This is a genomic window from Actimicrobium sp. CCI2.3 (assembly GCF_035019065.1).
Classification (GTDB): domain Bacteria; phylum Pseudomonadota; class Gammaproteobacteria; order Burkholderiales; family Burkholderiaceae_D; genus Actimicrobium.
The window spans coordinates 41,449-62,538 of the sequence record NZ_JASJWR010000012.1; the positions used below are offsets into that span (position 1 = coordinate 41,449).

A 21,090-nucleotide genomic window follows, 5' to 3' on the forward strand; every position below is an offset into this window, starting at 1 on the left:
TGGTCATGCCAACCAGCGTTTCGTCACCACGCTGGTTGGGTACAATACGAGCATGTCTGAATTCGATTTAATCGCCCGCTACTTCGCCCGCCCTGATCGCGGCCATCCTCCTTCCGTGCTGCTCGGCGTCGGTGACGACTGCGCATTGCTCAGGCCCGTACAACAGCAACAGGCTATTTCGATGGACATGCTGGTAGAGGGACGCCACTTTCTACCCGGCACGGACCCGATCGCACTCGGGCACAAATGCCTTGCAGTGAATTTGTCTGACCTGGCGGCAATGGGCGCGAGGCCGGTCGGTTTCACGCTTGCGCTGGCGCTACCTGATATCGACGAAGACTGGTTGCAAGGGTTTTCCACTGGCCTGTTCGCGCTGGCGGATCAACATGGCTGTGCGCTGATCGGCGGTGATACGACAAAAGGGCCGAGGACCATCTGCATCACCGTCTTTGGTGAACTTGATGCGGCCGGCGCGCTACTGCGCAGCGCCGCCCGCACCGGCGACGACATCTGGGTCTCCGGTACGCTCGGTGATGCCCGCCTGGCACTGTCCTATCGACTAGGCGAACGCACACTCGATGAGAATGCGCTCGCACAGTGCGCACCACGCATGGACCGGCCTACCCCGCGTAACGAGCTCGGCATGGCCCTGGTCGGTGTCGCGCATGCTGCCATCGATATCTCGGATGGATTTGGCGGGGATCTCGGACACATCCTGACGCGTTCGGGCGTCGGTGCCACCATTGACGTCGATGCACTGCCCGCCGGACCGACGCTGGCCAGGCAACCGGTGACATTGCGACGCGAATATTGCGTGGCAGGAGGCGATGATTACGAACTTTGTTTTACCGCACCACAAGCCCATCGACAGGCTGTCCTTGATGCCGCGTGCCGCACACAAACGCTCGTCACCCGCGTCGGCTGCATTGATGCGTTGCCGGGGCTGCGACTGACCGACCACTCCGGCAGCGATCTCCGCCTGACCTATCCTTCATTCGATCACTTCATCACCCCATGAGCTCTCACCCTCCTATCAAAAAACCAACCGGGCAATTCATGCTGGCGCATCCGGCTCACCTCATTGCGCAAGGGCTCGGCAGTGGCTTGTCGCCCATCTTGCCCGGAACCAGCGGCACCCTGTTTGGCTGGCTGACGTTTAACCTGATGAGCCAGCGGTGGCCCGATTTTTTTACCAATGCGAACTGGGCGATCGTCATTGTGGCGGGATTTTTGATTGGTACCTGGGCTTGTGCAAAAACTGGACGCGACTTGGGTGTCGCTGATCACGGCAGCATGGTGATTGACGAAATTATTGCTTTCTGGATCGTGCTACTTTTGTTGGCCCCTGCGGACTTCACTACCCAATGCTGGGCGTTTGTCTGTTTTCGGTTTTTTGACATGGTCAAACCACCGCCTATCGACTACTTTGAGCGGCGCTTCAAGGGAGGCTTTGGCGTGATGTGGGACGATATCGTTGCCGCATTTTTTACGTTGCTGGTGTTTGCTTTCTGGCGAATGTAATTCAACGAAACAACGGCGCGAGACAGCAGCACGAGACAACGGCATGGGGCAGAACCAGGCCCCATGCCGTGGAGTGAACAGTTACTTGTAGACCCCGCTACCCAGGATTACATCACCCACTTTTTCGACGTAGCTGGTTTTGGCTTCGACCGCCTTGGTAAGCGGATTGGCCCACTTGTAATCAACCCACCCATTGCCTGTCTTGCCATTTGCCACTTCGATAAAATTTTTGACAATCGGCTTGCCATCCGCGTCGCGTAATTCGAGCAGATTCTTGCCGATCAATTTGGGGTTGGCACCGTGCGCCAGGTTGGTACCGTCACCACCGGCACTGTACGCAAAAATATACAGGTCGCGATCAACAAACGGCCCGTCGGGCTTGTTGAACTCGGCAAATGCCTTCTCTTTTCCGTTTTCCCTCAAGTAAGCTGCCGCCTTCTTCACCAAGGCAACAGCTTCGTCTCGCGAACCTTTTTCTGCCGCAATAACGGCACCCGTCATTAATAAAGCGAATACGCTTAAAACAAGACTTTTCAGCAAATATTTCATGGGTAGTTCCTCAGGTTATTTTTCGATTTGAAAGCTTGGCGCAGGTCTTGCCCCAAATGCCGCTTGCCGTTCCTGACATGACTGATGGTCGAATCAGGCGCTGCAGCGCCATGTCTGGAGCCAGTGTTCGGAACACCGACTCGCGGGAAAAATATTAGTGGATACAATTGCCGCCCATAGTGAGAAATCACAAATAAATCGCCTTGTTTTCAGTTGAAAAATAGGCGTATTTCTCAATGAAAAATTAACTTTTTCATGCATTAAAAATAAATTATTTTGCAAGTAAGATATTGGCAAAGACTCTTATCGTGCGACACAACCATTCGGAACTGCAATGACCAAAGAAATCTTGAAACAGAAACCTGGCGACTCGCCATCTACCCCTCCGGGACCTGCGCGCCAAGCGAAAATGCCTATCGTATCGTCCTCACACCTCGCCTCCGGGCGCAGTGCTGAATTGAGCGAATTCGAGTTCGGCCTGATTATTGCGAGCAATGCATTCAACCGCTGGGCGGTGCGGTGCATTTCAGCTGTCGGCATGAAGGACATGACGATTACCGATGTGCTCGTGTTACACCACATCAATCATCGCGCACGTGAAAAAAAACTTGCCGACATTGCGTTCATTCTTAACATCGAGGACACGCACGTGGTCAACTATTCGCTGAAGAAATTACAAGCGCTCGGCTTGGTGAAAACCGAGAAACGCGGCAAAGAGGTGCTTTATTCGACCAACGAGGCGGGTCAGGATGTTTGCAAGCGCTACTTCGAAATCCGCGAACAGGTACTCGTATCCGGCCTGAGCGGCGACGGCACCGAAAGCTTTGAGTTAAGCGAACTCGCACGCTTCCTGCGCATCCTGTCAGGGTTATATGAGCAGGCAGCGCGTTCAGCCACCTCGCTCTGACTTTATTTAGTAGCCGAAGGCCCGGGCCGAACGATAGAACACGAAGCTGACGACCCAGGCTAATGTCAGTGGCCAGACTAGTGCAAGCAGGGTAAAAGACCTGCTGCGTGACTCGGAGCGTATGGTCGCGATCGTCGACAAGCATGGGGTGTAGATGAGCGTGAACAGCATAAAACTGTAGGCCTGCACCCAGTCAATCTGATTCGCCATCGTCGAGACCAGCGCACTGCCATCCAACCCGTAAATCACGGCTAACGAACCGATCACGATTTCCTTGGCAACAAAACCGAAAATCAACGCAATCGCGAGTTGCATGTTGATGCCGATCGGATCCAGGATAGGTGCCAGGCTTGAACCGAGCCAACCAGCAATCGTGCCGCTGCTTGCAGGTGCCACATTGGTAGGAAAATTCGTCAATACATAAACCAGTACGACGCCGATGATGATGAACTTCGTCGCGCGATGCATAAAGTGATGGACTTCTTGCAGGCCACGCAATGCCATCTGGCGCCAGGTTGGAAAGCGATAGGGCGGCATTTCGAGGATAAACGGCTCACTGTTGGCAAACTTGGATTTGAATAGCAACGCACTGAGCAACGTGGTGGCAAAACTCATCATGTACAAACTGAACAGCACTAGTGGTGCCTGCCTGGGAGTAAACAGCGCAGCGATGAAAAACACGAACACTTGCAAACGTGCAGAGCACAGCGAAAACGGAATAACCAGCATCGTCAACAAGCGCAGTGGCCGGGAACGCATGACGCGCGTGCCCATCAGCGCGGGAACATTACAACCGAAACCCATCAATACCATCACGAAACTGCGACCATCAAGTCCCATCTTGGCCATGAGCGCATCCATCAAAAACGCGGCACGCGACAGATAGCCGCTATCTTCGACCAGCGCCATGAACAGGAAAAATAAAACAATCAACGGGACAAAACTGGCGACAGTGCCAACGCCATTGTAGATTCCGTCTAGCAACAAGCCTGTCACCGGCGCAGGCAAAACCGACATCAATGGTTCCAGTGCCGAGGTCCGTATCAACTGGAATAACCATGCAAGACCATCCTGGATCGGCTTGCCAAGAATAAAAATTCCTTGGAATAGCAAAAACATGATGAAGAAAAAAATGGGTAATCCCGCTACAGGGTGCAGCAATACACGGTCCATGCGCTGGGTCAATTGATCCGATGCGTGGGCGGGAATCTGTACCGAAGTGTTCATCACCTGCGCCATCGCTGCCTCGAGCGCGGGTTCGGCTAAAGGCGGGCTGGCAAGATTGACAATGACCGGAGGGCGACTTCCGTTGAGCTCTTTCTGGATGAGCTGGTAGGCACTCTGGTATCCATTGCCGTATTTGGCCGAAATAAGTGCGACTGGACAATCAAGCAGATTCGACAGCTGCGGCGCATCAATCGTGATGCCGAGTTTTTTTGCTTCGTCCGACATGTTCAGCAACACCACCATCGGCACGCCGAGATGTTTCAGTTGCAGCACGAGACTAAGCTGACGTTCGATTTGCGCAGTGTTAATAATCACTAGCGCCAGATCAACCGGATTCAAGGACAGGAAACGGCGCACCACCTCCTCGTCCTCGGAAAACCCTTGAAGGTCATAAATCCCGGGCAAGTCGATCGCTTCGACCATGCTTGCGCCAATCAGGACCTTTGCGCCCAGCAAGTCAACCGTCACGCCGGGCCAGTTTCCGACTCGCGCCGAAGCACCGGTCAATCGATTGAAAAAAGTAGATTTACCGGCGTTAGGCATACCCAGCAGCGCAATACGCTTCATGCGCCGGCCACGCTGTCGACTGGCACGACCTGCACCCGCGCTGCTTCGCTTTTCCTGAGCATGATATCGGTCGTACCGACACGGACATGCAATGGTCCCGAAAAAGCCGCCGATCGGAGTAACTGGACTTGTTTGCCGATGCGCAGGCCCATCGCAGTCAAGCGCAGATACAGCTCGCTTTGGGCATCCAGTCCGGAAATGACAGCAGACTGCCCGGCATGCAAGGATGAAAGAAGTGTTGAAAAAGGAGCGGAGGGGCGCATGGAACAACCGTCAGATGAGAATGATTCCGATTATGGCACCAGATACGTTCTGGCGCTAGCCACCACTTGTTTAAGCGGGATCACTTCGCCGATCGTATGAATGGCCGCATTCAGATAGCGCAGGCATGGCCCACTGATCGATGGAACTGTTGTGCCGTTATCGCCACCAACCTTTGACAGCACCAGACATAGCTTCTCAAGCCTGTTTTAGTCTCAGGCAAAGACACTCCAGGAGATTCAAATGACTTTTCATTCTGCAAACCGATCCAACTCAGTTCGACTCGAGTCAATATCCAATCTCCCACAGTCTCCCAAGACTGAACAGCCAGAAGTTAAGGCACAAGCTGGAAACACGCCACCTGCCGCGGTCGCAGCAAGGGGTAAGGGGATGCAACAGCGCTTATTGAAAAGCGCCTCGACGGGTGCTTTGCCGGGCCAGACGAAAGTAGCCGAGCAGAACAAGGTCGCATCCAAGGAGAAAAAGGAGGAGGGCTCCAACAAACAAGGCGGGAAGAACTCTGACAACAGGGACGGTCCTGCCATCTCGTCGCAGCCCCGCGCAGAAAGAATCAAACCGGCATCCAAGCCCGATATCCAACCCGCAAATAATGAAGATAGAGGACATCCGTTCATCGACCTGATTGGCAAATTTGGGCAGTTCATACTGAACGGCATGGAAATGGTGAACAAATTACTTGAGCAAGTCACCGAGATGGCAATGGCAACCTTTAGAAGAGCGTCAAAGTCGGCCGATGAATATAATAAATTGTAGTCATCAGGCCGTCTTACATAGCAGCAACCGTAAAAGAGAGAAATTCCAGCCTTTAGGTCGATTTGCGACATCTCCACATTCGATCCAACCACATAACAGAACGCAACATACGCACAAGCAACCAGACGCGAAGTCAACCGTTAATTGACGGCAATTAGTCGGGACAAGGCAACTCACTTCAGCGTTAAACAGCACTTCATCCGATCGCGCTTATTTCAAAGGCAATGTCATGTCTCCGGTTAGCCCAGTCACCACTGCCAGCACACCCGAAGGAGGACTATCGTCGCTGCAAATCGATATCACCGCACCGACTGATGCAGATAACCAGGCTTTCGCCCAGGCGATGCAACAACATACTGCGGCCCCTGGCCTGAGACCCGGTGATACCGACTCGCAACCAATGTCGATGTCTAGCCAGCTTGTCAACCGCGCGACCGAACTGGCATCTGAAGTACAAAAGGATCAGCAATACGTTTCACAGATGCTCGAACGTGCTTCACAGACAGGCGATCAGTCGCTCATGCTGAAGGCGATGCTGGCGCTGAACGATTACCAGACAAGAGTGCAATTTATCTCCAAGACGATTACGAAAGCGTCGACCTCCGTGGACCAATTGACGAGGATGCAATAACTATGTCGAGCTCCATGTTGCGCATTCGGACGATCTTGCCTCGCTGGGTCCTGCAAATCGCATTGTTGCTGCTGATGTGGGGATGCAGTCAGGTATCCAACCTGCAAACCAATTTGCAGGAGGCCGATGCCAATGAAATTGTCGCGTTACTTCGCCACAATGGCATCGAAGCTAAAAAAATTCCGACCAAAGAGGGGGTCACGCTGACGGTGCGTGAAACCGATGTGCCCCGGGCCACCGACATCATGCGTGCGGCAGGCTTACCGAAACGATCCCTCTCTAACCTGGGCACAGTATTCAAGAAAGAAGGCATGATTTCAACGCCACTGGAGGAGCGCGTCCGTTACATCCATGCACTTTCCGAAGAGCTTGAGTTCACGCTGCAGCAATTCGATCATGTCGTCAGTGCACGGGTACACGTGGTGCTACCTGAACGAATTGCTCCAGGCGAACCCATTCAGCCTTCTTCAGCGGCCGTCTTTGTCAAATACACTGCGCCGTTTGATGAAGATACCAATATCCCGCGCATTACCAATTTGGTTGCATCCAGTATTCCGGGGTTGTCCGGAGTCGAAGGACGCTCGAAGGTGTCGGTCGTGCTGGCACCTGCTGGTGCCGCTCCCGCAGGAGTCGAATGGGAATCGGTCGGTCCGTTTGTGGTCCAGAGCGAATCTGCGTCAGGTCTGATGTGGACGCTGACGCTGCTGACGATCACAAGTCTGGCAGGCGTTGTCGCCATTTTGTGGCTTACTTTAACCAGCACCAAAATTGGCAAGGTCATTAGCGCACGTGGGTCAGCAAAAATCCCGGGCAAATCGACCGCCACGTAATGTTGCCGGAGATATTCATGCTGTCGGAAACATTTATCGACTGGTGGTTCAACCCGTGGAACATCGGCACCGACACCCCATCCGGTGCCGGAGACAGCAGTCTGATCGCACAACGCGACAGGTATCGGACATGGTGTGCCAGCGCACGAATACCCGGTGACTTACCCCTGCGTTTCGATCCAGCATGGAGCAGTGTCGCGATGATGAATGGTCTGAAGCTGCCCTATGCGGGGAGTCTGTTCATGGGATTAATTACCGCCCGCCAACCCGACCAGAAAGCACTGCGGGCATTACCACTGAGCGATCAAAAATGGTGCCGGGCCATTGCCGCAACTCAGCCATTGCATGCCTACGTCGTGCCGCATCCCGCAAGCACCGACGCGCTCGACATCTGCGGACTGGCGGAAATAGCCATTCGACTCGAACAGGGCTTTCCGGGTCTCTGGCCACGGCTGCAATTGCACTTGTCCGTACAGAGCCAGGTCAGCATTGATCTGCGAATACAGAACAATTGGGCTGCACCGGAAGACATACTCCGGTCCACAACACGGTCACAACGTTGCTGGCGACTGTGTCAACAACGCAGCGAGGAAAATCCATGATGTTTTGTGTCGATTCCATCCAGTACGATGCAGCCTTGCGCCCCGACCAGGGCATCTTGCGACTTTCGGCGCTCGCGATCACGACCGATGCGCAAGCCAATGCCCAACGCATCCTTGATGATGCCCGCGACGACGCCAATCAGTTACTCGATCAAGCCCGCCATCAAGCAAGACAGATTCTCAACGAAGCAGAACAGCAATCCGTTGAACGTCTGCGCGGCTACCTCGCGGCATTCGATGCACAATATGCCGCGTTCTCAGGAAGATCCCGAGAGCTCGTCATCCGCCTGGCGCTAGACCTGTTCGACCGAATGATCCTGTCGATTTCTGACCGCGAACGCATTGAATCACTGGTCAAGCGCCTCTCGCTTGAAGCCCCGGCCAAACTGAGCGAGGCATCGCTTCATCTGCATCCGTCTGACCTGGCGCATCTTCCCGAACCCGAATGGCCAGTCAAGGCCGACCCGGACCTGCGTCCCGGAACGGCCTTGCTGGTCGCGGCTAGCGGTGAATGGCGCATGGAGTTCGATATAGCCATTGACGCATTGAAGGCCACACTGAAGAAACAGATCACGCCGCACTCAGCCACCTGAGCCTGTGCAGGTCGATCCCCTTTTGCGCCGCCCGATGGTAGAGTAGTTGCGCTCGCAATGCGGGAGCTGCATGCCGAATCGGCTTATTTGAGGAGTTCGACGCGATGGACAAGATCACCGATCTGGCAGCGCAAGCTGGCCAGGCCCTGCAACAACGCGGCTTGTTATTGACAACCGCAGAGTCCTGCACTGGCGGTGGCGTAGCGCACGCCATCACTGAAATCGCCGGCTGTTCTGACTGGTTCGACTGCGGTTTCGTGACGTATTCAAACGCATCCAAGACTGCATTACTCGATATCCCTGATGCCTTGATTGCACGGCACGGTGCCGTCAGCGAAGAAGTCGCCGCAGCGATGGCTGCGGGGGCATTAGCAAACAGCAATGCCCATATAGCGCTGTCAACCACCGGTATCGCGGGTCCTGGAGGTGCCGTGCCTGGCAAGCCAGTCGGCACCGTCTGTTTTGGCTGGTCGATGCACTCGGCCAGCCGCACCGAGCGCAAGGTATTTGACGGTGATCGCCACAGCGTGCGCGAACAAACCGTCGCCCATGCGCTGCAGGGTTTGCTGCGCTTGCTCGGACACAGCTAATGCTGCGCAATTTCAGTACGGCGCAATGCGAGGTCAACGGCGTCACGATTCACTGCCGTCATGGCGGAACCGGGCCGCCGTTGCTCTTGTTGCATGGGTTCCCTCAGACGCATTTGATCTGGCACAAAATCGCCGACCGTCTGGCAGAACACTACACGCTGGTCATGCCGGACTTGCGTGGCTATGGCGATTCGTCGAAACCGCCGGGTGAAACCGATCATGCCAATTATTCGAAGCGGATCATGGCGCAAGACATGGTCGAGTTGATGGCCGCGCTCGGCCACCGGCAATTCCGCTTGTGCGCCCATGACCGCGGCGCACGCGTGGCGCATCGGCTGGCACTTGATCATCCGCAAGCGGTACGCAAGCTGATGCTGATCGACATTGCGCCGACCCTGACGATGTACGATGCCACCGACAAGGCCTTCGCGACACTGTATTACCACTGGTTCATGTTGATACAGCCGGCACCACTCCCTGAAACGCTGATCGGCAACAGCGCCAGATTCTTTCTGGAGTTCACACTCGGGGGCTGGGGTTCGCACGGCACGGACTTCATCGATGCAGATGCCATGGCCGAATACCGGCGCTGCTTCTGCAATCCCGCCGCAATCCATGCAGCCTGCGAAGATTATCGCGCTTCGGCCGGTATCGATCTGGAGCACGATCGCTCACCGAAAAAAATCGCCTGCCCGCTCCATCTGGTCTGGGGCAAGCATGGCGTGGTCGGCCGACTGTTCGAGCCGCTGGCGAACTGGCAGGAAAAATGTCACGCCCCCGTCAGCGGCAGCGCCTTTGCAGCGGGCCATTTCATCCCGGAGCAATCGCCCGAGCTATTGCTGGCAGAGATGCTGGATTTTTTCAGCCAGCCCGATAGCGATTGATCTCGACCCGGGTTGCCTCGGCAACCCGTCGTGCAGCTTGCGCGAAATCTTCATGATCAATCGGCGTGGCATACAAAATTGCGCGCGACGAATTGATCATCATGCCGAGACCGTCAGTAGTCTGGCCAGCCGCCACAGTCGCGGCAATATCCCCACCTTGGGCACCGATGCCGGGCACCAGCAACGGCATCGTGCCGACGATGGCACGAACTTGTGCCAGCTCGTGCGGAAACGTCGCGCCGACCACCAGACTGCACTGACCGTTGCGGTTCCATTTGTCAGCAACCAGCCGCGCGACCAGCTGATACAACGGTGTCCCGTCCACCTCAAGAAATTGCAAGTCGGACCCGCCGGGATTGGAGGTACGACACAGCACGATCACGCCACGGTCTTTCCATTCCAGATAGGGCGCAATGGAGTCCTGCCCCATGTAAGGATTGACCGTGACCGCGTCGGCACCGTAGCGCTCGAACGCTTCGCGGGCATATTGCTCGGCGGTGGCGCCGATATCCCCGCGCTTGGCATCGAGGATGATCGGCAGGTGCGGATAGGTTGACCGCACGTAATGGCAAATCGCTTCAAGCTGGTCTTCGGCACGCAACGCCGCAAAATAGGCAATTTGGGGCTTGAAGGCACAGGCAGTCGCAGCGGTTGCATCGATCATGGCGGTGCAAAATTGCAGGATGGCGTCAGGCTGATCACGCAAATGCAACGGGAATTTAGCCGTATCCGGATCGAGACCGACACACAGCAGCGTATCGTTGGTGCGCCAGGCGGCAGCAAGTTTTTCTGTGAAAGTCACGGCAATATCCGAGAGTTGCGAACTCGCGCATTGTAGCGTGACGCGCGGCTCAATCCGCACCGAATCATCTCGAAACAAGGTCGAATAAGGTAGGCTGATTCATCCCTTTTGCCTTTCTGTTCAATGACTCGATGGAGCTGTTCCAGAAAAAAATATTGAAATAAATTCTGACCCGAAAAACTCTCTACAATCCATCACATCACAACGTGTAAAACTATGGTGTGGCAGTCTTTCCTTGAGTAACATAACCCCCCATGCCGGTACTTTCCGTCCGGCTGCAATTAGCCAACTATGATAAGAATCCTGGTAGTAGATGATCACGCAGTTGTTCGTGCAGGCGTTCATTATTTTATTGACAACATCCCCGACATGGAAATTGGTGGTGAAGCAGGGACCGCCGAAGAAGCAATCCGCCTGATCCGGGCGGAAGACTGGGACATCGTCGTTCTCGACATCGCGATGCCGGATAAAAGCGGAGTCGAAGTCCTGAAGCAGATCAAGCGTGAAAAGCCGGAACTGCCGGTTCTGATCCTGAGCATGCATCCTGAAAACCGCTACGCGGTCCAGATCCTGCGCAGCGGTGCCAGCGGCTACGTGCAGAAGGAAGCGCTGGCGACCGAACTGGTCAACGCGATTCAAACCATCATGCGTGGCCACAAGTACATCAGCTACGCCGTAGCCGAATTGCTGACGATGGATCCGGATGCCAATACAGATAAACCTTTGCACGAAACCCTGTCTGCGCGGGAATATGAGATTTTCTACAAGCTCAGTCAAGGTGAAGGAGTTACCAAGATCGCCGATGAACTATGTCTGAGCGTCAAGACCGTCAGTACCTACCGCGCGCGTGTGCTGCAAAAAATGAGCATGGTCAGTAATGCCGACATCATTTATTACGCGATCAAGCAAAACCTGATCGATTGAGTCAAGAGCAAGGAAACCCATTGAATCATCCGCTATCGCAGCCACTGCAGGTGTTCCTGATTGAAGATTCCAGCCTGGTACGCGAACTGCTCATCGAAAGCTTTGCCGACATACCGGGCATCACGCTGGTCGGTCATGCCGATTCCGAGGATGACGCACTGGACCAGTTGGCGCTGCATCCCTGCGATATCCTGATCCTCGATATCCAGCTCCGACAAGGCAATGGCATCAGTCTGCTCCGCCGTTTAAGTCGCGAATCGCAGCACGATCAACAAATCCGCATCATCTTCAGCAACAACGTCAGCAAAGGCTATCACCGCCTGGCCGGACAACTGGGTGTCCAGTATTTCTTTGACAAGACCTCCGAATTCACCGACATGCGCGAACTGCTCGAACGGCTGGGCCGTAACGCAACTATCCCTCCTGCACCCACTGCGAATTAGTTCTGCAACGCTGTTCTTGTCAGCGTAATCCCACATGGGAATGGGTGATGCGCTGATTAAAAAAGCGTGCTGCCTCTGCAATGATGCATCCATCGAAATTCTCACCACCAAGAGGAGATACGCATGGAACAGGGATTGAACATCTGCGAGACCACGCCACGAAACGCCCGCAGCGTCACACGCAACAACGGCAACCTGAAATCAACTGGCCGCGAGACCCGCTTGCCGGCAGCGCGCGTATCAGGTGCAGTACGTATTGCCGGCCTGTATGGCCACAACCCCAAACAAAATAACTTGCTCGCCGGCCTGCCTGCCGAAGACTACGAGCGCATCCTGCCGTATCTTGAACTGGTGCCGATGCCACTGGGAATGGCGGTTTGCGAAGCGGGTGTCGAAATGGAGCATGTCTATTTTCTGACCAGCAGCATCGTCTCCCAGCTGTACGAATCGCGCGATGGCACCGCCACCGAGACCGCAGTCATTGGCCACGAAGGTGTTGTGGGCGTGACCCTGTTCATGGGCGGCGGTACATCACTCAACCGCGCCGTGGTAAAAAGCGCCGGTTACGGATTCCGCCTGAAAGCATCGCGACTCAAGGAAGAGTTCTACCGTGGCGGCGCACTCCAGTCGCTGCTGTTGCGCTACACCCAGGCGCTGTTGACCCAGATGTCGCAGACTGCGGTCTGCAATCGCCATCACAGCGTGGTCCAGCAACTGTGCCGCTGGCTACTGCTGAGTCTGGACCGGTTACCATCGAACGAAATGAGCATGACGCAGGAGCTGATCGGCAACATGCTGGGTGTCCGCCGTGAAAGCGTTGCCGATGCCGCCGGAAAATTGCAGGATGAAGGCTTGATCCAGTACACCCGTGGACACATCACCGTACTCAACCGGCCAGGCCTCGAAGCCCGCGTCTGCGAGTGCTACGCCGGCGTCAAGGCCGAGTACGATCGACTGCTACCTGCCCCGCTGCAACGGTAAATCTGGGTCAAGAAAACATCGGGCGATGGGAACATCGCTCGTTATGCCGCTTTAGTTTTCCGGGGCCAATTGATGGCCGACCAGGTCGCGCCATTAACAGCTTGTCGGCTAACGGTAAGTGACTGCGGCGGCACCGCTCGCTTCCAGATGAGAGAAATTATTCAGGTAACTCAAGCTGACCCGGTTACCGCTGTAGAGCAATTTGGTCACACCGGCATTGGCCAGTGTCCAGTTAAGCTCCAGCACCTTGCTGTCAGGTATGCCCAGCACATGCTGGCACAGTGCCGAGATTGTCCCGCCTGACGTAAAAATGATGACCGATTGCGCGCTACCCGGCGACATCAGTACGCGTTGCAGCGCAGCGACGCAGCGCGCCTGGAAGTTCGGCCACGTTTCGGTGTAATCGCTGTCATTCTCGCCTGCCATCCAGCGCGCAGTCGCCGCCTGAAACAGTTGCTGAAACGCCTGATGCGGTTGCTCACTCTCGCTCAGAAAGCGCGTCAGATAGTCCGGATCACTGAGCTCAGGCCGATAGCGCTTGAAAATTTCTTCGTGGTCATACTCGGCGAAACCGGCATCGGTTTCCCAATCGCCCTCTTTGCGCAGGTTACGCGGCAAGGCACCGAGACAGGCCACGGCGGTCTGGCGATGCCGGTTCATGCCGCCGGTCAGCACGCGGCTGAATCCCTGGCGCTTTTCCGCATACCATTCGCCCAGCAAACGCGCCTGCTGTACACCGAGGTCCGAAAGTCGATCGTAGTTGGCGCTGCCAAAAGAGGCTTGACCATGCCGTACCAAATAAATTTGTCCCATGATTCTGCAATATTCCTTTTAATCGTCTGGCGTAGTCATCTTGCGTGGCTGAACCCAGCGCGCGAAGTCTTCGGCAGTGACATAGCCCAGCGCCATGCCGGCCTGTTCAAGGCTGCTACCGTCACCATGCGCGCGCTTGGCAATCTGCGCCGCGCGATCATAGCCGATGTGCGGTGTCAGTGCGGTAACTAACATAAGAGAACGTTCCAGCAATTCCTCGATGCGCGCCGCGTTTGGTGCGATGCCCTGCACACAATGCGCATCAAAACTGGTCATGCCGTCCGCCAGCAAGCGCACGCTCTGCAAGAATGCATGCGCAATCAGTGGCTTGAATACATTGAGTTCAAAATTACCCGAGGCACCTCCGATGGTAATCGCGACATCGTTACCGAACACCTGACAACACAACATCGTCAGTGCTTCGCACTGGGTCGGATTGACCTTGCCCGGCATGATGGAACTGCCCGGTTCGTTGGCCGGAATGCTGATCTCGCCAAGGCCTGAACGCGGGCCGGATGCCAGCCAGCGGACATCATTGGCAATTTTCATCAGCGCTGTGGCGAGGGTCTTGAGCGCACCGTGCATGGCGACCATCGGCTCGTGACCGGCCAGCGCAGCGAACTTGTTGCCAGCACTCGTGTAAGGCAATCCCTGCACACGCGCCAGTTCGGCGGCAACAAGTTCACCAAAACCTGCCGGAGCATTGAGTCCGGTACCGACGGCCGTGCCGCCTGCCGCCAGAGCGTACAGACCGGCCAGCGACGACACAATGGTCGCTTCGGCAAATTCGAGCTGGGCCACATATCCGGAAAATTCCTGGCCTAGCGTCAGCGGCGTGGCGTCCTGCAAATGCGTACGGCCGATCTTGACGATCTCGCCAAACGCCGTCGATTTCAGTTGCAACGATTGGCGCAGTGACTGCAAGGCAGGCAACAATTGCCGTGTTATCGCGCCACTGGCGGCGACATGCATCGCACTCGGAAAAATATCATTGGACGACTGGCCAAGATTGACCTCGTCGTTCGGGTGCAGCAAGCGCCCTGCCCCGCGTGCACCGCCCAACAACTCGGACGCCCGGTTTGCCAGCACTTCATTCATGTTCATGTTGGTCTGGGTACCGGAGCCGGTCTGCCAGACCGCCAGCGGAAATTCCGCAGCATGCAGCCCGGCAATGACTTCGTCGGCCGCCTGCACGATCGCCTGCACCTTAACAGCTGGCAATTTGCCAAGTTCGCCATTGACGCGCGCACAAGCGCGTTTGACGGCCGCCAGGGCCACGATCAACGTATCGGGCATGCGCTCAGTCGAGATACGGAAAAATTCCAGCGAGCGCTGAGTCTGGGCACCCCAGAGGCGGGCAGCGGGAACAGCGATGGGACCGAAGCTGTCGGTTTCAATGCGTGTTTCGGACATGGTGATCTTTCGAAAACTGCAAGGCCAATATCATGCCTCAATCTCGGAGACGCGGGGGGCCCGGTCGAGTTAGCCCGCGATTTCTAATCGATCAAAAACAGGAGCGGTGCCAGGCCTGGTGTTGCACCAACAAAAAATGCCAAGCGACGAGAATGCCAGCGATAGTGCGCCAAATAATCCGCGCATGCCGATGCGGTAAAAATAGCTGGTGCAGTCGCACCTGCGGGACACTGGCAGGCGGGAATCTGCCCGAACCGATAAAGGGTGCGGTTACTTGAGCGCGCAGACATGACCTGGTGACTGGCACTGAATCTGGATTGTGGTATGCACAATCCGGTAGCGTTCAGTCAACTGATGCGACACATCTGCCATGAACGCATCACCGGGATGACCTTCGTGCATGACAAGATGGACGGTCAGTGCAGCCTCGGTGGTACTCATGCCCCATATATGCAGATCTTGTACCGCCGTCACGCCTGGCAAAGCCTGCAAAAAGTGTTCGACTGCCTCGAGATCGATATTTGCGGGTACGGCACTGAGCGCCAACCGTATCGCTTCACGCAAAAGGCTCCAGGTTCCGAACAGGATAACGGCAACGATCACCAGGCTCAGCAACGCATCGATTACATACCAATTAGTGAAGAGCATCACTGCCGCACCGATCACCACTGCCAGCGAGACCAGCGCATCAGCGGCCATATGCAGGAACGCACCGCGGATATTCAAGTCATCCTTGCTGCCGGCGACAAACAGCCAGGCCGACAGGCCATTGATGAGAATACCGATTCCGGCAACCACCATCACCGTGATACTGGCCACCGGTGCCGGTTCGGCAAACCGGCCGATCGCTTCCCAGGCGATCGCAGCACAAGCAATCAGGAGCAACAGGGCATTGGCAAGCGCGGCCAGAATGGAACTGCTGCGCAGCCCGTACGTGTAGCGTCCGTTCGGTTGCTTGCGAGCCAGAAGCGCAGCACCCCAGGCTAGCAGCAAGCCCAGCACATCGGAGAGATTGTGACCCGCGTCAGCCAGCAACGCGGTCGACTGCGCAATAAATCCATAGGCGAATTCAACGACAACAAACGCGACGTTGAGCGCAATCGCGATCGCAAACGCAGCGTTGTGATTTGTTGGCAAGGCATGGTGATGGCCGTGATGGCCATGATCGTGACCGTCATGGTCGTGATGGTGTGAACTCACAGGGACAATTCCTTGATTCGGGTCAATCTGACTTGAAAAATAATATCGGGTCTTAATCGGTGCCCGACACGCTGTCAGGATCGGGTAGCAGACAGGCATCGATGACTTGCAAATCATTGTCTCGCGCAAAGTCCATGACGAAATAAAACGCCAGCGGCTCAATCAGTCGCAGCGCTTCGTCGACGACTACCGATTTAACGCCGTTGAGAACCGACGGCCGGACGTACGGAGAATACTTCAAGTGAGCGTTGCGCCCACCCGAACCCTCCTGCCTGAAACAGGACATGGCACCGCACAGACGCTCTGTCCAGTCGCTGGGGCGGAATTGTTTTCCAGCACTGGTTAATCCCAGAATGAAAAACTCGTTCGCAATTTTTGGTGTTTTTTTGTCTGGATCGGCCATGGGTAAGGCTGGTTTCGATAATGAAGACGGCGGGTTGGCCCGGGGTCACAGCAGCCCCTTGAATTCATACAAATTATATCTTATAGAAGACCTGAACCAACATCGTATCCGCATTCCCGAATTGATGAGGTTACCGACCTGCAATAACTTCCTAGCCCAGCCAGACCGCAACCGACAATAGCAGCAATAACAGCATCCACAATAGCAATGCGCGCCACACCAGACCAACCGCGCTTTGCAGAGCACGGGCGGTTGGCTCCTCGCCTGGCACCGCATCGGACTCCAGATCGGTCGATTCGAGACTGGTAGGATCAGCAGGCATTACGTTGGCAGCACCCTGCAACGGGGTGCCGAGCCGTACGCCCAGTGCGCCGCCTCCGGCAGCGAGGATAATGCCGACCGCTTCCTCTTGCCAGCGGCTTGCAAAATTGCGCCATGCGTAAATCGCATCCTCGAAATTACCAACGATAGCAAACGCAATCGCGGTCAGGCGAGCCGGTATCCAGTCGATCCAGTAGAAAGCGCGTGCCGCGAACTTGCCGAATGCTTCGTTTTTCATGTGCTCTGGTTCGTTCCAGGCACGCGCCAGGTATTCGGCGACCCGGTACATGATTGCGCAAGCCGGGCCGACAGGCATCAGAAACCAGAAAAAAACACCGAAGACATTGCGATGCGTCGTGACCAGCGCTTTTTCAACTGCAATCCGGGCAATTTCACCGGACTCCATCGCACTGGTGTCCTGCTTGGTCCACTCGGCCAGCAAGACGCGTGCACTGACATCGTCACCGCTGTTGAGCGCGAGCTGAATCGACGAATAGTAATGGCTGTAATGCCGAAATCCGAGCGTCAGGTAAACGATCAGGATATTCCAGGCTAGTGCAGCGAACGGACTCAGACGCAAAGCCAGCCAGTAAATCAACGCAGTCGGACCCATCAACGCTGCCATCACCAGGAACCAGCCGAGCTTTCCGTGATGGGCATCACCGGCGTTGAACCAGAGTTCCATGCGCGCGGCCAACAGCTTGACGGTGCCGTAAATCGGGTTGTCCGCGCGCAGCGGTTTGAGTTGTTCGATTAGCAGTGCGCACAAAATGGAAAGAAATGTCATCAGGACGCCTTAAATTACATGGTACCCACACCATAACGCAGCATAGGGCTTGAATCAAACCAGACAGGCCGGAAGCAAACGACATGAAGTGCCGTTCAAGCCCGTAAAAAATGAAATAAATTGCGCAAGATGCCGGCGGTAGCGCCCCATATGAAGAATCGCTCATAGGGCATGGCGTAAAAAGTACGATGGCCTGCCCCGTTTGGCAGTTCGAGCGCGCGGCGCTGATGATGCATGCCATCCATCAAAAAAGCGAGCGGCACTTCGAATATCTCTTCAACTTCACCCGGCTCGGCACGCAACTCAAAAGGGGGACGAATCAGCGCGACCACCGGTGTGATCTGGTAGCCAGTCATCGTCACGTAGTCAGGCAAGGTGCCGATGACATCGATATGACTGCGGGACAGACCGATCTCCTCTTCCGTTTCACGCAGCGCCGTATCGATCGCAGAATGATCGCCCGCATCGGCACGACCACCTGGAAACGCGATCTGACCGGGATGATTGGTCAGGTTAGGGCTGCGCTGCGTCAGCAACATCGTCAGGCCATGGCTACGCTCAACGATCGGCAACAGCACCGAGGCTGGTACCGGCACGCGTGCCGGAGATAGTTCGGGGCGCTCGTCATTGGCCTCTTGCGTCCAGTCTTCCGGTGCTGCGAACCGTTGACGCAGCCACATTCCGTTGAGTCTTGTACCGATTACCGACTGCTCACCAGCCACCGAATCGACGGGAATACCTTGCGGATCGAATAGAAGTCTGGACACGTCGACAACCCTGAAAAAAAGACAAAAAGAGACCGCTACGGTACCACTTTGCGTCACATCATAATTTATAACCACCAAAGCAAAAAAAGGGTGCCACGAGGCACCCCTTCAAGAATTGACTTGCCAGGCAAATTAAGCTGCTGCTTTTTTCGCTGCAACACGACGATTTGGCAGTTTTTCTTTGATACGCGCCGACTTACCGGAACGCTCACGCAAGTAATACAGTTTGGCGCGACGGACATCACCGCGACGCTTGACTTCGATCGAAGCGATCAGCGGCGAATACAACTGGAATGTACGCTCTACGCCTTCACCTGACGAGATCTTGCGAACGATGAAGTTCGAGTTCAAGCCACGGTTACGACGGGAAATCACGACGCCTTCGTACGCCTGGGCACGCTTGCGGGTACCCTCAACGACGTTGACGCTCACGATGACGGTATCGCCTGGTGCGAAATCAGGGATGCTCTTGCCCAAACGGGCAATTTCTTCTTGCTCAAGTTGCTGGATCAGATCCATTTGAAACTCCTTGTGCCATCTTGCTGACGCCGGGTGTTTGCACACCTTGAGGCCCAGTAGAGGATGGGATTAAACATGCGGATTGACGGAAAAGTCATCCGCTCGATACAACCTACTGCAAACCACTTAAAAACTGTTCATCCTTGCGACTCAGTGCCCCGCCAGCGCGGGCAACGGCGATCAGGTCGGGACGCTTCCTGAACGTCGCAGCGAGCGCTTGCTCGCGTCGCCATGTCAGGATATCGGCATGGTTGCCTCCCATCAGAACTGCCGGCACTGCTACGCCTTCTGACAGTTCAGGCCGCGTGTAGTGCGGACAGTCCAGCAAGCCGTTGACAAAACTGTCTTCGACAGCAGACGCCTCATCATGCAATGTTCCCGGCAATTGCCGAATCACGGCATCCATCAGGGCCATCGCTGGCAACTCACCACCTGACAACACAAAATCTCCGAGGCTGATTTCCTCGTCCACGCAGCGATCGATCAAGCGCTGATCAACCGCTTCATAACGGCCACACAGCAGAACCAGTCCGGGCTCAAGCGCCAGTTGCATGACGCGGGAATGCGTCAGCGCCTGACCTTGCGGAGACAAGTACACCACGCGCGGAACCGCCAGACCGAGTTGCTGCTGGCGCGCCTTGGAAGCCGTGATTGCAGCGTCCAATGGCTTGGCTAACATCACCATGCCGGGACCGCCGCCATAAGGCCGATCGTCCACAGTACGATGGTTGTCACTGGTGAAATCACGGGGATTCCACAACGACAAGCCCCACTTGTTTTGCTCGAAAGCTCGCCGCGTAATTCCTGACTGCGTCAGCGCGGTGAACATTTCAGGAAAAAGCGTGATGACATCAAACTGCATCCAGACCTCCGACCTGCGGGCCGTACTCCGAAGCACTAATAATCCAGGCCCCAGTCAACGGTAATTTTCCCGGCCTTCTGATCGACCGTTTTGATGAACTGACCGACAAACGGAATCAGAATTTCATCCCGCTTTTCGGCATCAGCACTGACAACGGCCTCGACCCGCAGGATGGGATGCGCACTGTTGTCCATCATGTCATGGACCACGCCGATGCTTTCACCTTGCAGATTTTCAACCGCCAGTCCGATCAGATCAACCCAATAAAACTCTCCATCGGGCAGGGCTGGAAAATAACTTCGCGGTATCTGTACTGAAGTGCCTTTGAGCACTTCCGCTGCGTCTCGGCCTGATACACCGGCCAATTGCGCAACAACATCACCGCTGTGCACCTTTGCCTGCATGACATCGACGTCACGCAAAGCCGGCTTGTCCAGCCACCAGACTCTTGCACTGAGCAACGCTTCTCCGGTCGACGAGAAGGGTTTTATCCGTACCCAGCCATTAAGGCCGTAAGCTCCGGACACGTACCCTACCTGAACCAGATCAACGGGGATAACTACTCCCGAATCGGTTTTAAGTGGCGAATTAACTGTCAAACCTGAGACTTAAGCTGCTTTTTTGGCAACCTGAGCGACCAGACGGGCAACTGTCGGGGACAGTTGGGCGCCAACGCCTTCCCAGTATGTCAAACGATCCTGAGCAATCCGGACCACTTCTTCGGCACCAGATGCAACCGGATTGTAGAATCCGATGCGTTCGATAAACCGACCATCGCGACGATTGCGTGAATCAGTTGCAACGATATTAAAGAAAGGACGCTTCTTTGCGCCTCCACGAGCTAAACGAATAACGACCATAATATTTCCAATAAGTGTTTCAAACACGGAAAAAGCCGCGAATTATAGCCTGAAGCAGG

At 55.4% G+C, this 21,090-nt stretch carries 27 protein-coding genes; 13 read left to right on the forward strand and 14 right to left on the reverse strand.

Translation table 11 applies throughout. The features are described 5' to 3' along the window. The first annotated feature begins 52 nt into the window (after nucleotides 1–52). Nucleotides 53–1,018 (forward strand): thiamine-phosphate kinase, encoded by a 966-nt coding sequence (gene thiL, locus QN370_RS08700; RefSeq protein ID WP_322126727.1) that lies wholly within the window; start codon nucleotides 53–55, stop codon nucleotides 1,016–1,018. Then, complete coding sequence (locus QN370_RS08705) at nucleotides 1,015–1,521, forward strand: phosphatidylglycerophosphatase A (RefSeq protein WP_322126726.1); 507 nt, start codon at nucleotides 1,015–1,017, stop codon at nucleotides 1,519–1,521. The genes thiL and QN370_RS08705 overlap by 4 nt, the downstream gene beginning before the upstream one ends. An 81-nt stretch (nucleotides 1,522–1,602) precedes the next feature. Here the strand turns inward: QN370_RS08705 and QN370_RS08710 are convergent, their stop codons facing one another. After that, nucleotides 1,603–2,070 carry a cache domain-containing protein gene (locus tag QN370_RS08710; RefSeq protein WP_322126725.1) on the reverse strand — a complete coding sequence of 156 codons (468 nt, stop codon included), beginning with the start codon at nucleotides 2,068–2,070 and terminating at the stop codon, nucleotides 1,603–1,605. A gap of 334 nt (nucleotides 2,071–2,404) precedes the next feature. Here QN370_RS08710 and QN370_RS08715 point away from each other — a divergent pair, with 334 nt between their 5' ends. Further along, the gene (locus tag QN370_RS08715) at nucleotides 2,405–2,977 is read left to right on the forward strand and encodes a winged helix DNA-binding protein (protein WP_322126724.1); all 573 of its coding nucleotides are present in this window, start codon (nucleotides 2,405–2,407) and stop codon (nucleotides 2,975–2,977) included. A gap of 6 nt (nucleotides 2,978–2,983) precedes the next feature. On the opposite strand, the gene feoB is transcribed toward QN370_RS08715, so the two are convergent. After that, entirely contained in the window at nucleotides 2,984–4,771 is a 1,788-nt protein-coding gene (gene feoB / locus QN370_RS08720; protein ID WP_322126723.1) for a ferrous iron transport protein B, read from the reverse strand. After that, the gene (locus tag QN370_RS08725; RefSeq protein ID WP_322126722.1) at nucleotides 4,768–5,034 is read right to left on the reverse strand and encodes a FeoA family protein; all 267 of its coding nucleotides are present in this window, start codon (nucleotides 5,032–5,034) and stop codon (nucleotides 4,768–4,770) included. The genes feoB and QN370_RS08725 overlap by 4 nt, the downstream gene beginning before the upstream one ends. Before the next feature lie 241 nt (nucleotides 5,035–5,275). Here QN370_RS08725 and QN370_RS08730 point away from each other — a divergent pair, with 241 nt between their 5' ends. The 7 genes from QN370_RS08730 to QN370_RS08760 all read left to right on the forward strand — a co-directional run bounded on the left by QN370_RS08730 (nucleotide 5,276) and on the right by QN370_RS08760 (nucleotide 9,936). Next, nucleotides 5,276–5,806 (forward strand): hypothetical protein, encoded by a 531-nt coding sequence (locus QN370_RS08730; protein WP_322126721.1) that lies wholly within the window; start codon nucleotides 5,276–5,278, stop codon nucleotides 5,804–5,806. Between the two features lie 229 nt (nucleotides 5,807–6,035). Further along, a complete protein-coding gene (locus QN370_RS08735) occupies nucleotides 6,036–6,437 on the forward strand; it encodes an EscI/YscI/HrpB family type III secretion system inner rod protein (protein WP_322126720.1) in 402 nt (133 codons plus the stop codon). Between the two features lie 2 nt (nucleotides 6,438–6,439). Further along, nucleotides 6,440–7,267: a type III secretion system inner membrane ring lipoprotein SctJ gene (sctJ, locus tag QN370_RS08740; RefSeq protein WP_322126719.1), complete on the forward strand. Its 828-nt coding sequence runs from the start codon at nucleotides 6,440–6,442 to the stop codon at nucleotides 7,265–7,267. A 17-nt stretch (nucleotides 7,268–7,284) separates the two neighbouring features. Further along, nucleotides 7,285–7,869 carry a hypothetical protein gene (locus tag QN370_RS08745; protein ID WP_322126718.1) on the forward strand — a complete coding sequence of 195 codons (585 nt, stop codon included), beginning with the start codon at nucleotides 7,285–7,287 and terminating at the stop codon, nucleotides 7,867–7,869. After that, nucleotides 7,866–8,462: a FliH/SctL family protein gene (locus tag QN370_RS08750; RefSeq protein ID WP_322126717.1), complete on the forward strand. Its 597-nt coding sequence runs from the start codon at nucleotides 7,866–7,868 to the stop codon at nucleotides 8,460–8,462. The genes QN370_RS08745 and QN370_RS08750 overlap by 4 nt, the downstream gene beginning before the upstream one ends. Nucleotides 8,463–8,566: 104 nt before the next feature. After that, entirely contained in the window at nucleotides 8,567–9,052 is a 486-nt protein-coding gene (locus QN370_RS08755; protein ID WP_322126716.1) for a CinA family protein, read from the forward strand. Then, nucleotides 9,052–9,936, forward strand: coding sequence for an alpha/beta hydrolase (locus QN370_RS08760; protein WP_322126715.1), 885 nt, complete (start codon nucleotides 9,052–9,054; stop codon nucleotides 9,934–9,936). The genes QN370_RS08755 and QN370_RS08760 overlap by 1 nt, the downstream gene beginning before the upstream one ends. Here the strand turns inward: QN370_RS08760 and pyrF are convergent. Continuing rightward, entirely contained in the window at nucleotides 9,914–10,738 is an 825-nt protein-coding gene (gene pyrF, locus QN370_RS08765; protein ID WP_322126714.1) for an orotidine-5'-phosphate decarboxylase, read from the reverse strand. The genes QN370_RS08760 and pyrF overlap by 23 nt on opposite strands. A 291-nt stretch (nucleotides 10,739–11,029) precedes the next feature. Here pyrF and QN370_RS08770 point away from each other — a divergent pair, with 291 nt between their 5' ends. From QN370_RS08770 to QN370_RS08780, 3 genes are all read left to right on the forward strand, one after another. Continuing rightward, nucleotides 11,030–11,662 carry a response regulator transcription factor gene (locus tag QN370_RS08770; RefSeq protein WP_322126713.1) on the forward strand — a complete coding sequence of 211 codons (633 nt, stop codon included), beginning with the start codon at nucleotides 11,030–11,032 and terminating at the stop codon, nucleotides 11,660–11,662. A 20-nt stretch (nucleotides 11,663–11,682) separates the two neighbouring features. Continuing rightward, on the forward strand, nucleotides 11,683–12,105 hold the full coding sequence (locus tag QN370_RS08775) for a response regulator (RefSeq protein WP_322126712.1): 423 nt from the start codon (nucleotides 11,683–11,685) through the stop codon (nucleotides 12,103–12,105). Nucleotides 12,106–12,228: 123 nt separating this feature from the next. Beyond that, entirely contained in the window at nucleotides 12,229–13,086 is an 858-nt protein-coding gene (locus QN370_RS08780) for a Crp/Fnr family transcriptional regulator (protein WP_322126711.1), read from the forward strand. A 108-nt stretch (nucleotides 13,087–13,194) separates the two neighbouring features. On the opposite strand, the gene QN370_RS08785 is transcribed toward QN370_RS08780, so the two are convergent. The 10 genes from QN370_RS08785 to rpsP form a co-directional block, all read right to left on the reverse strand. Further along, nucleotides 13,195–13,899 carry a histidine phosphatase family protein gene (locus QN370_RS08785; RefSeq protein ID WP_322126710.1) on the reverse strand — a complete coding sequence of 235 codons (705 nt, stop codon included), beginning with the start codon at nucleotides 13,897–13,899 and terminating at the stop codon, nucleotides 13,195–13,197. A gap of 18 nt (nucleotides 13,900–13,917) precedes the next feature. Then, nucleotides 13,918–15,312: a class II fumarate hydratase gene (gene fumC / locus QN370_RS08790; protein WP_322126709.1), complete on the reverse strand. Its 1,395-nt coding sequence runs from the start codon at nucleotides 15,310–15,312 to the stop codon at nucleotides 13,918–13,920. A 270-nt stretch (nucleotides 15,313–15,582) separates the two neighbouring features. Then, a complete protein-coding gene (locus tag QN370_RS08795; protein ID WP_322126708.1) occupies nucleotides 15,583–16,512 on the reverse strand; it encodes a cation diffusion facilitator family transporter in 930 nt (309 codons plus the stop codon). Nucleotides 16,513–16,564: 52 nt separating this feature from the next. Then, nucleotides 16,565–16,915, reverse strand: a complete 351-nt coding sequence (locus QN370_RS08800; protein WP_322126707.1) for a DUF3579 domain-containing protein — start codon at nucleotides 16,913–16,915, stop codon at nucleotides 16,565–16,567. 151 nt (nucleotides 16,916–17,066) lie between these two features. Beyond that, complete coding sequence (locus tag QN370_RS08805) at nucleotides 17,067–18,023, reverse strand: CobD/CbiB family protein (RefSeq protein WP_322126706.1); 957 nt, start codon at nucleotides 18,021–18,023, stop codon at nucleotides 17,067–17,069. 95 nt (nucleotides 18,024–18,118) lie between these two features. Continuing rightward, entirely contained in the window at nucleotides 18,119–18,790 is a 672-nt protein-coding gene (locus tag QN370_RS08810) for a CoA pyrophosphatase (RefSeq protein ID WP_322126705.1), read from the reverse strand. Between the two features lie 132 nt (nucleotides 18,791–18,922). Beyond that, on the reverse strand, nucleotides 18,923–19,309 hold the full coding sequence (gene rplS / locus QN370_RS08815; RefSeq protein ID WP_322126704.1) for a 50S ribosomal protein L19: 387 nt from the start codon (nucleotides 19,307–19,309) through the stop codon (nucleotides 18,923–18,925). 112 nt (nucleotides 19,310–19,421) lie between these two features. Further along, a complete protein-coding gene (gene trmD / locus QN370_RS08820; RefSeq protein ID WP_322126703.1) occupies nucleotides 19,422–20,171 on the reverse strand; it encodes a tRNA (guanosine(37)-N1)-methyltransferase TrmD in 750 nt (249 codons plus the stop codon). Nucleotides 20,172–20,206: 35 nt separating this feature from the next. Beyond that, entirely contained in the window at nucleotides 20,207–20,770 is a 564-nt protein-coding gene (gene rimM, locus QN370_RS08825; RefSeq protein ID WP_322126702.1) for a ribosome maturation factor RimM, read from the reverse strand. 9 nt (nucleotides 20,771–20,779) lie between these two features. Then, nucleotides 20,780–21,031 carry a 30S ribosomal protein S16 gene (gene rpsP / locus QN370_RS08830; RefSeq protein ID WP_322127227.1) on the reverse strand — a complete coding sequence of 84 codons (252 nt, stop codon included), beginning with the start codon at nucleotides 21,029–21,031 and terminating at the stop codon, nucleotides 20,780–20,782. Nucleotides 21,032–21,090 lie beyond the last annotated feature (59 nt).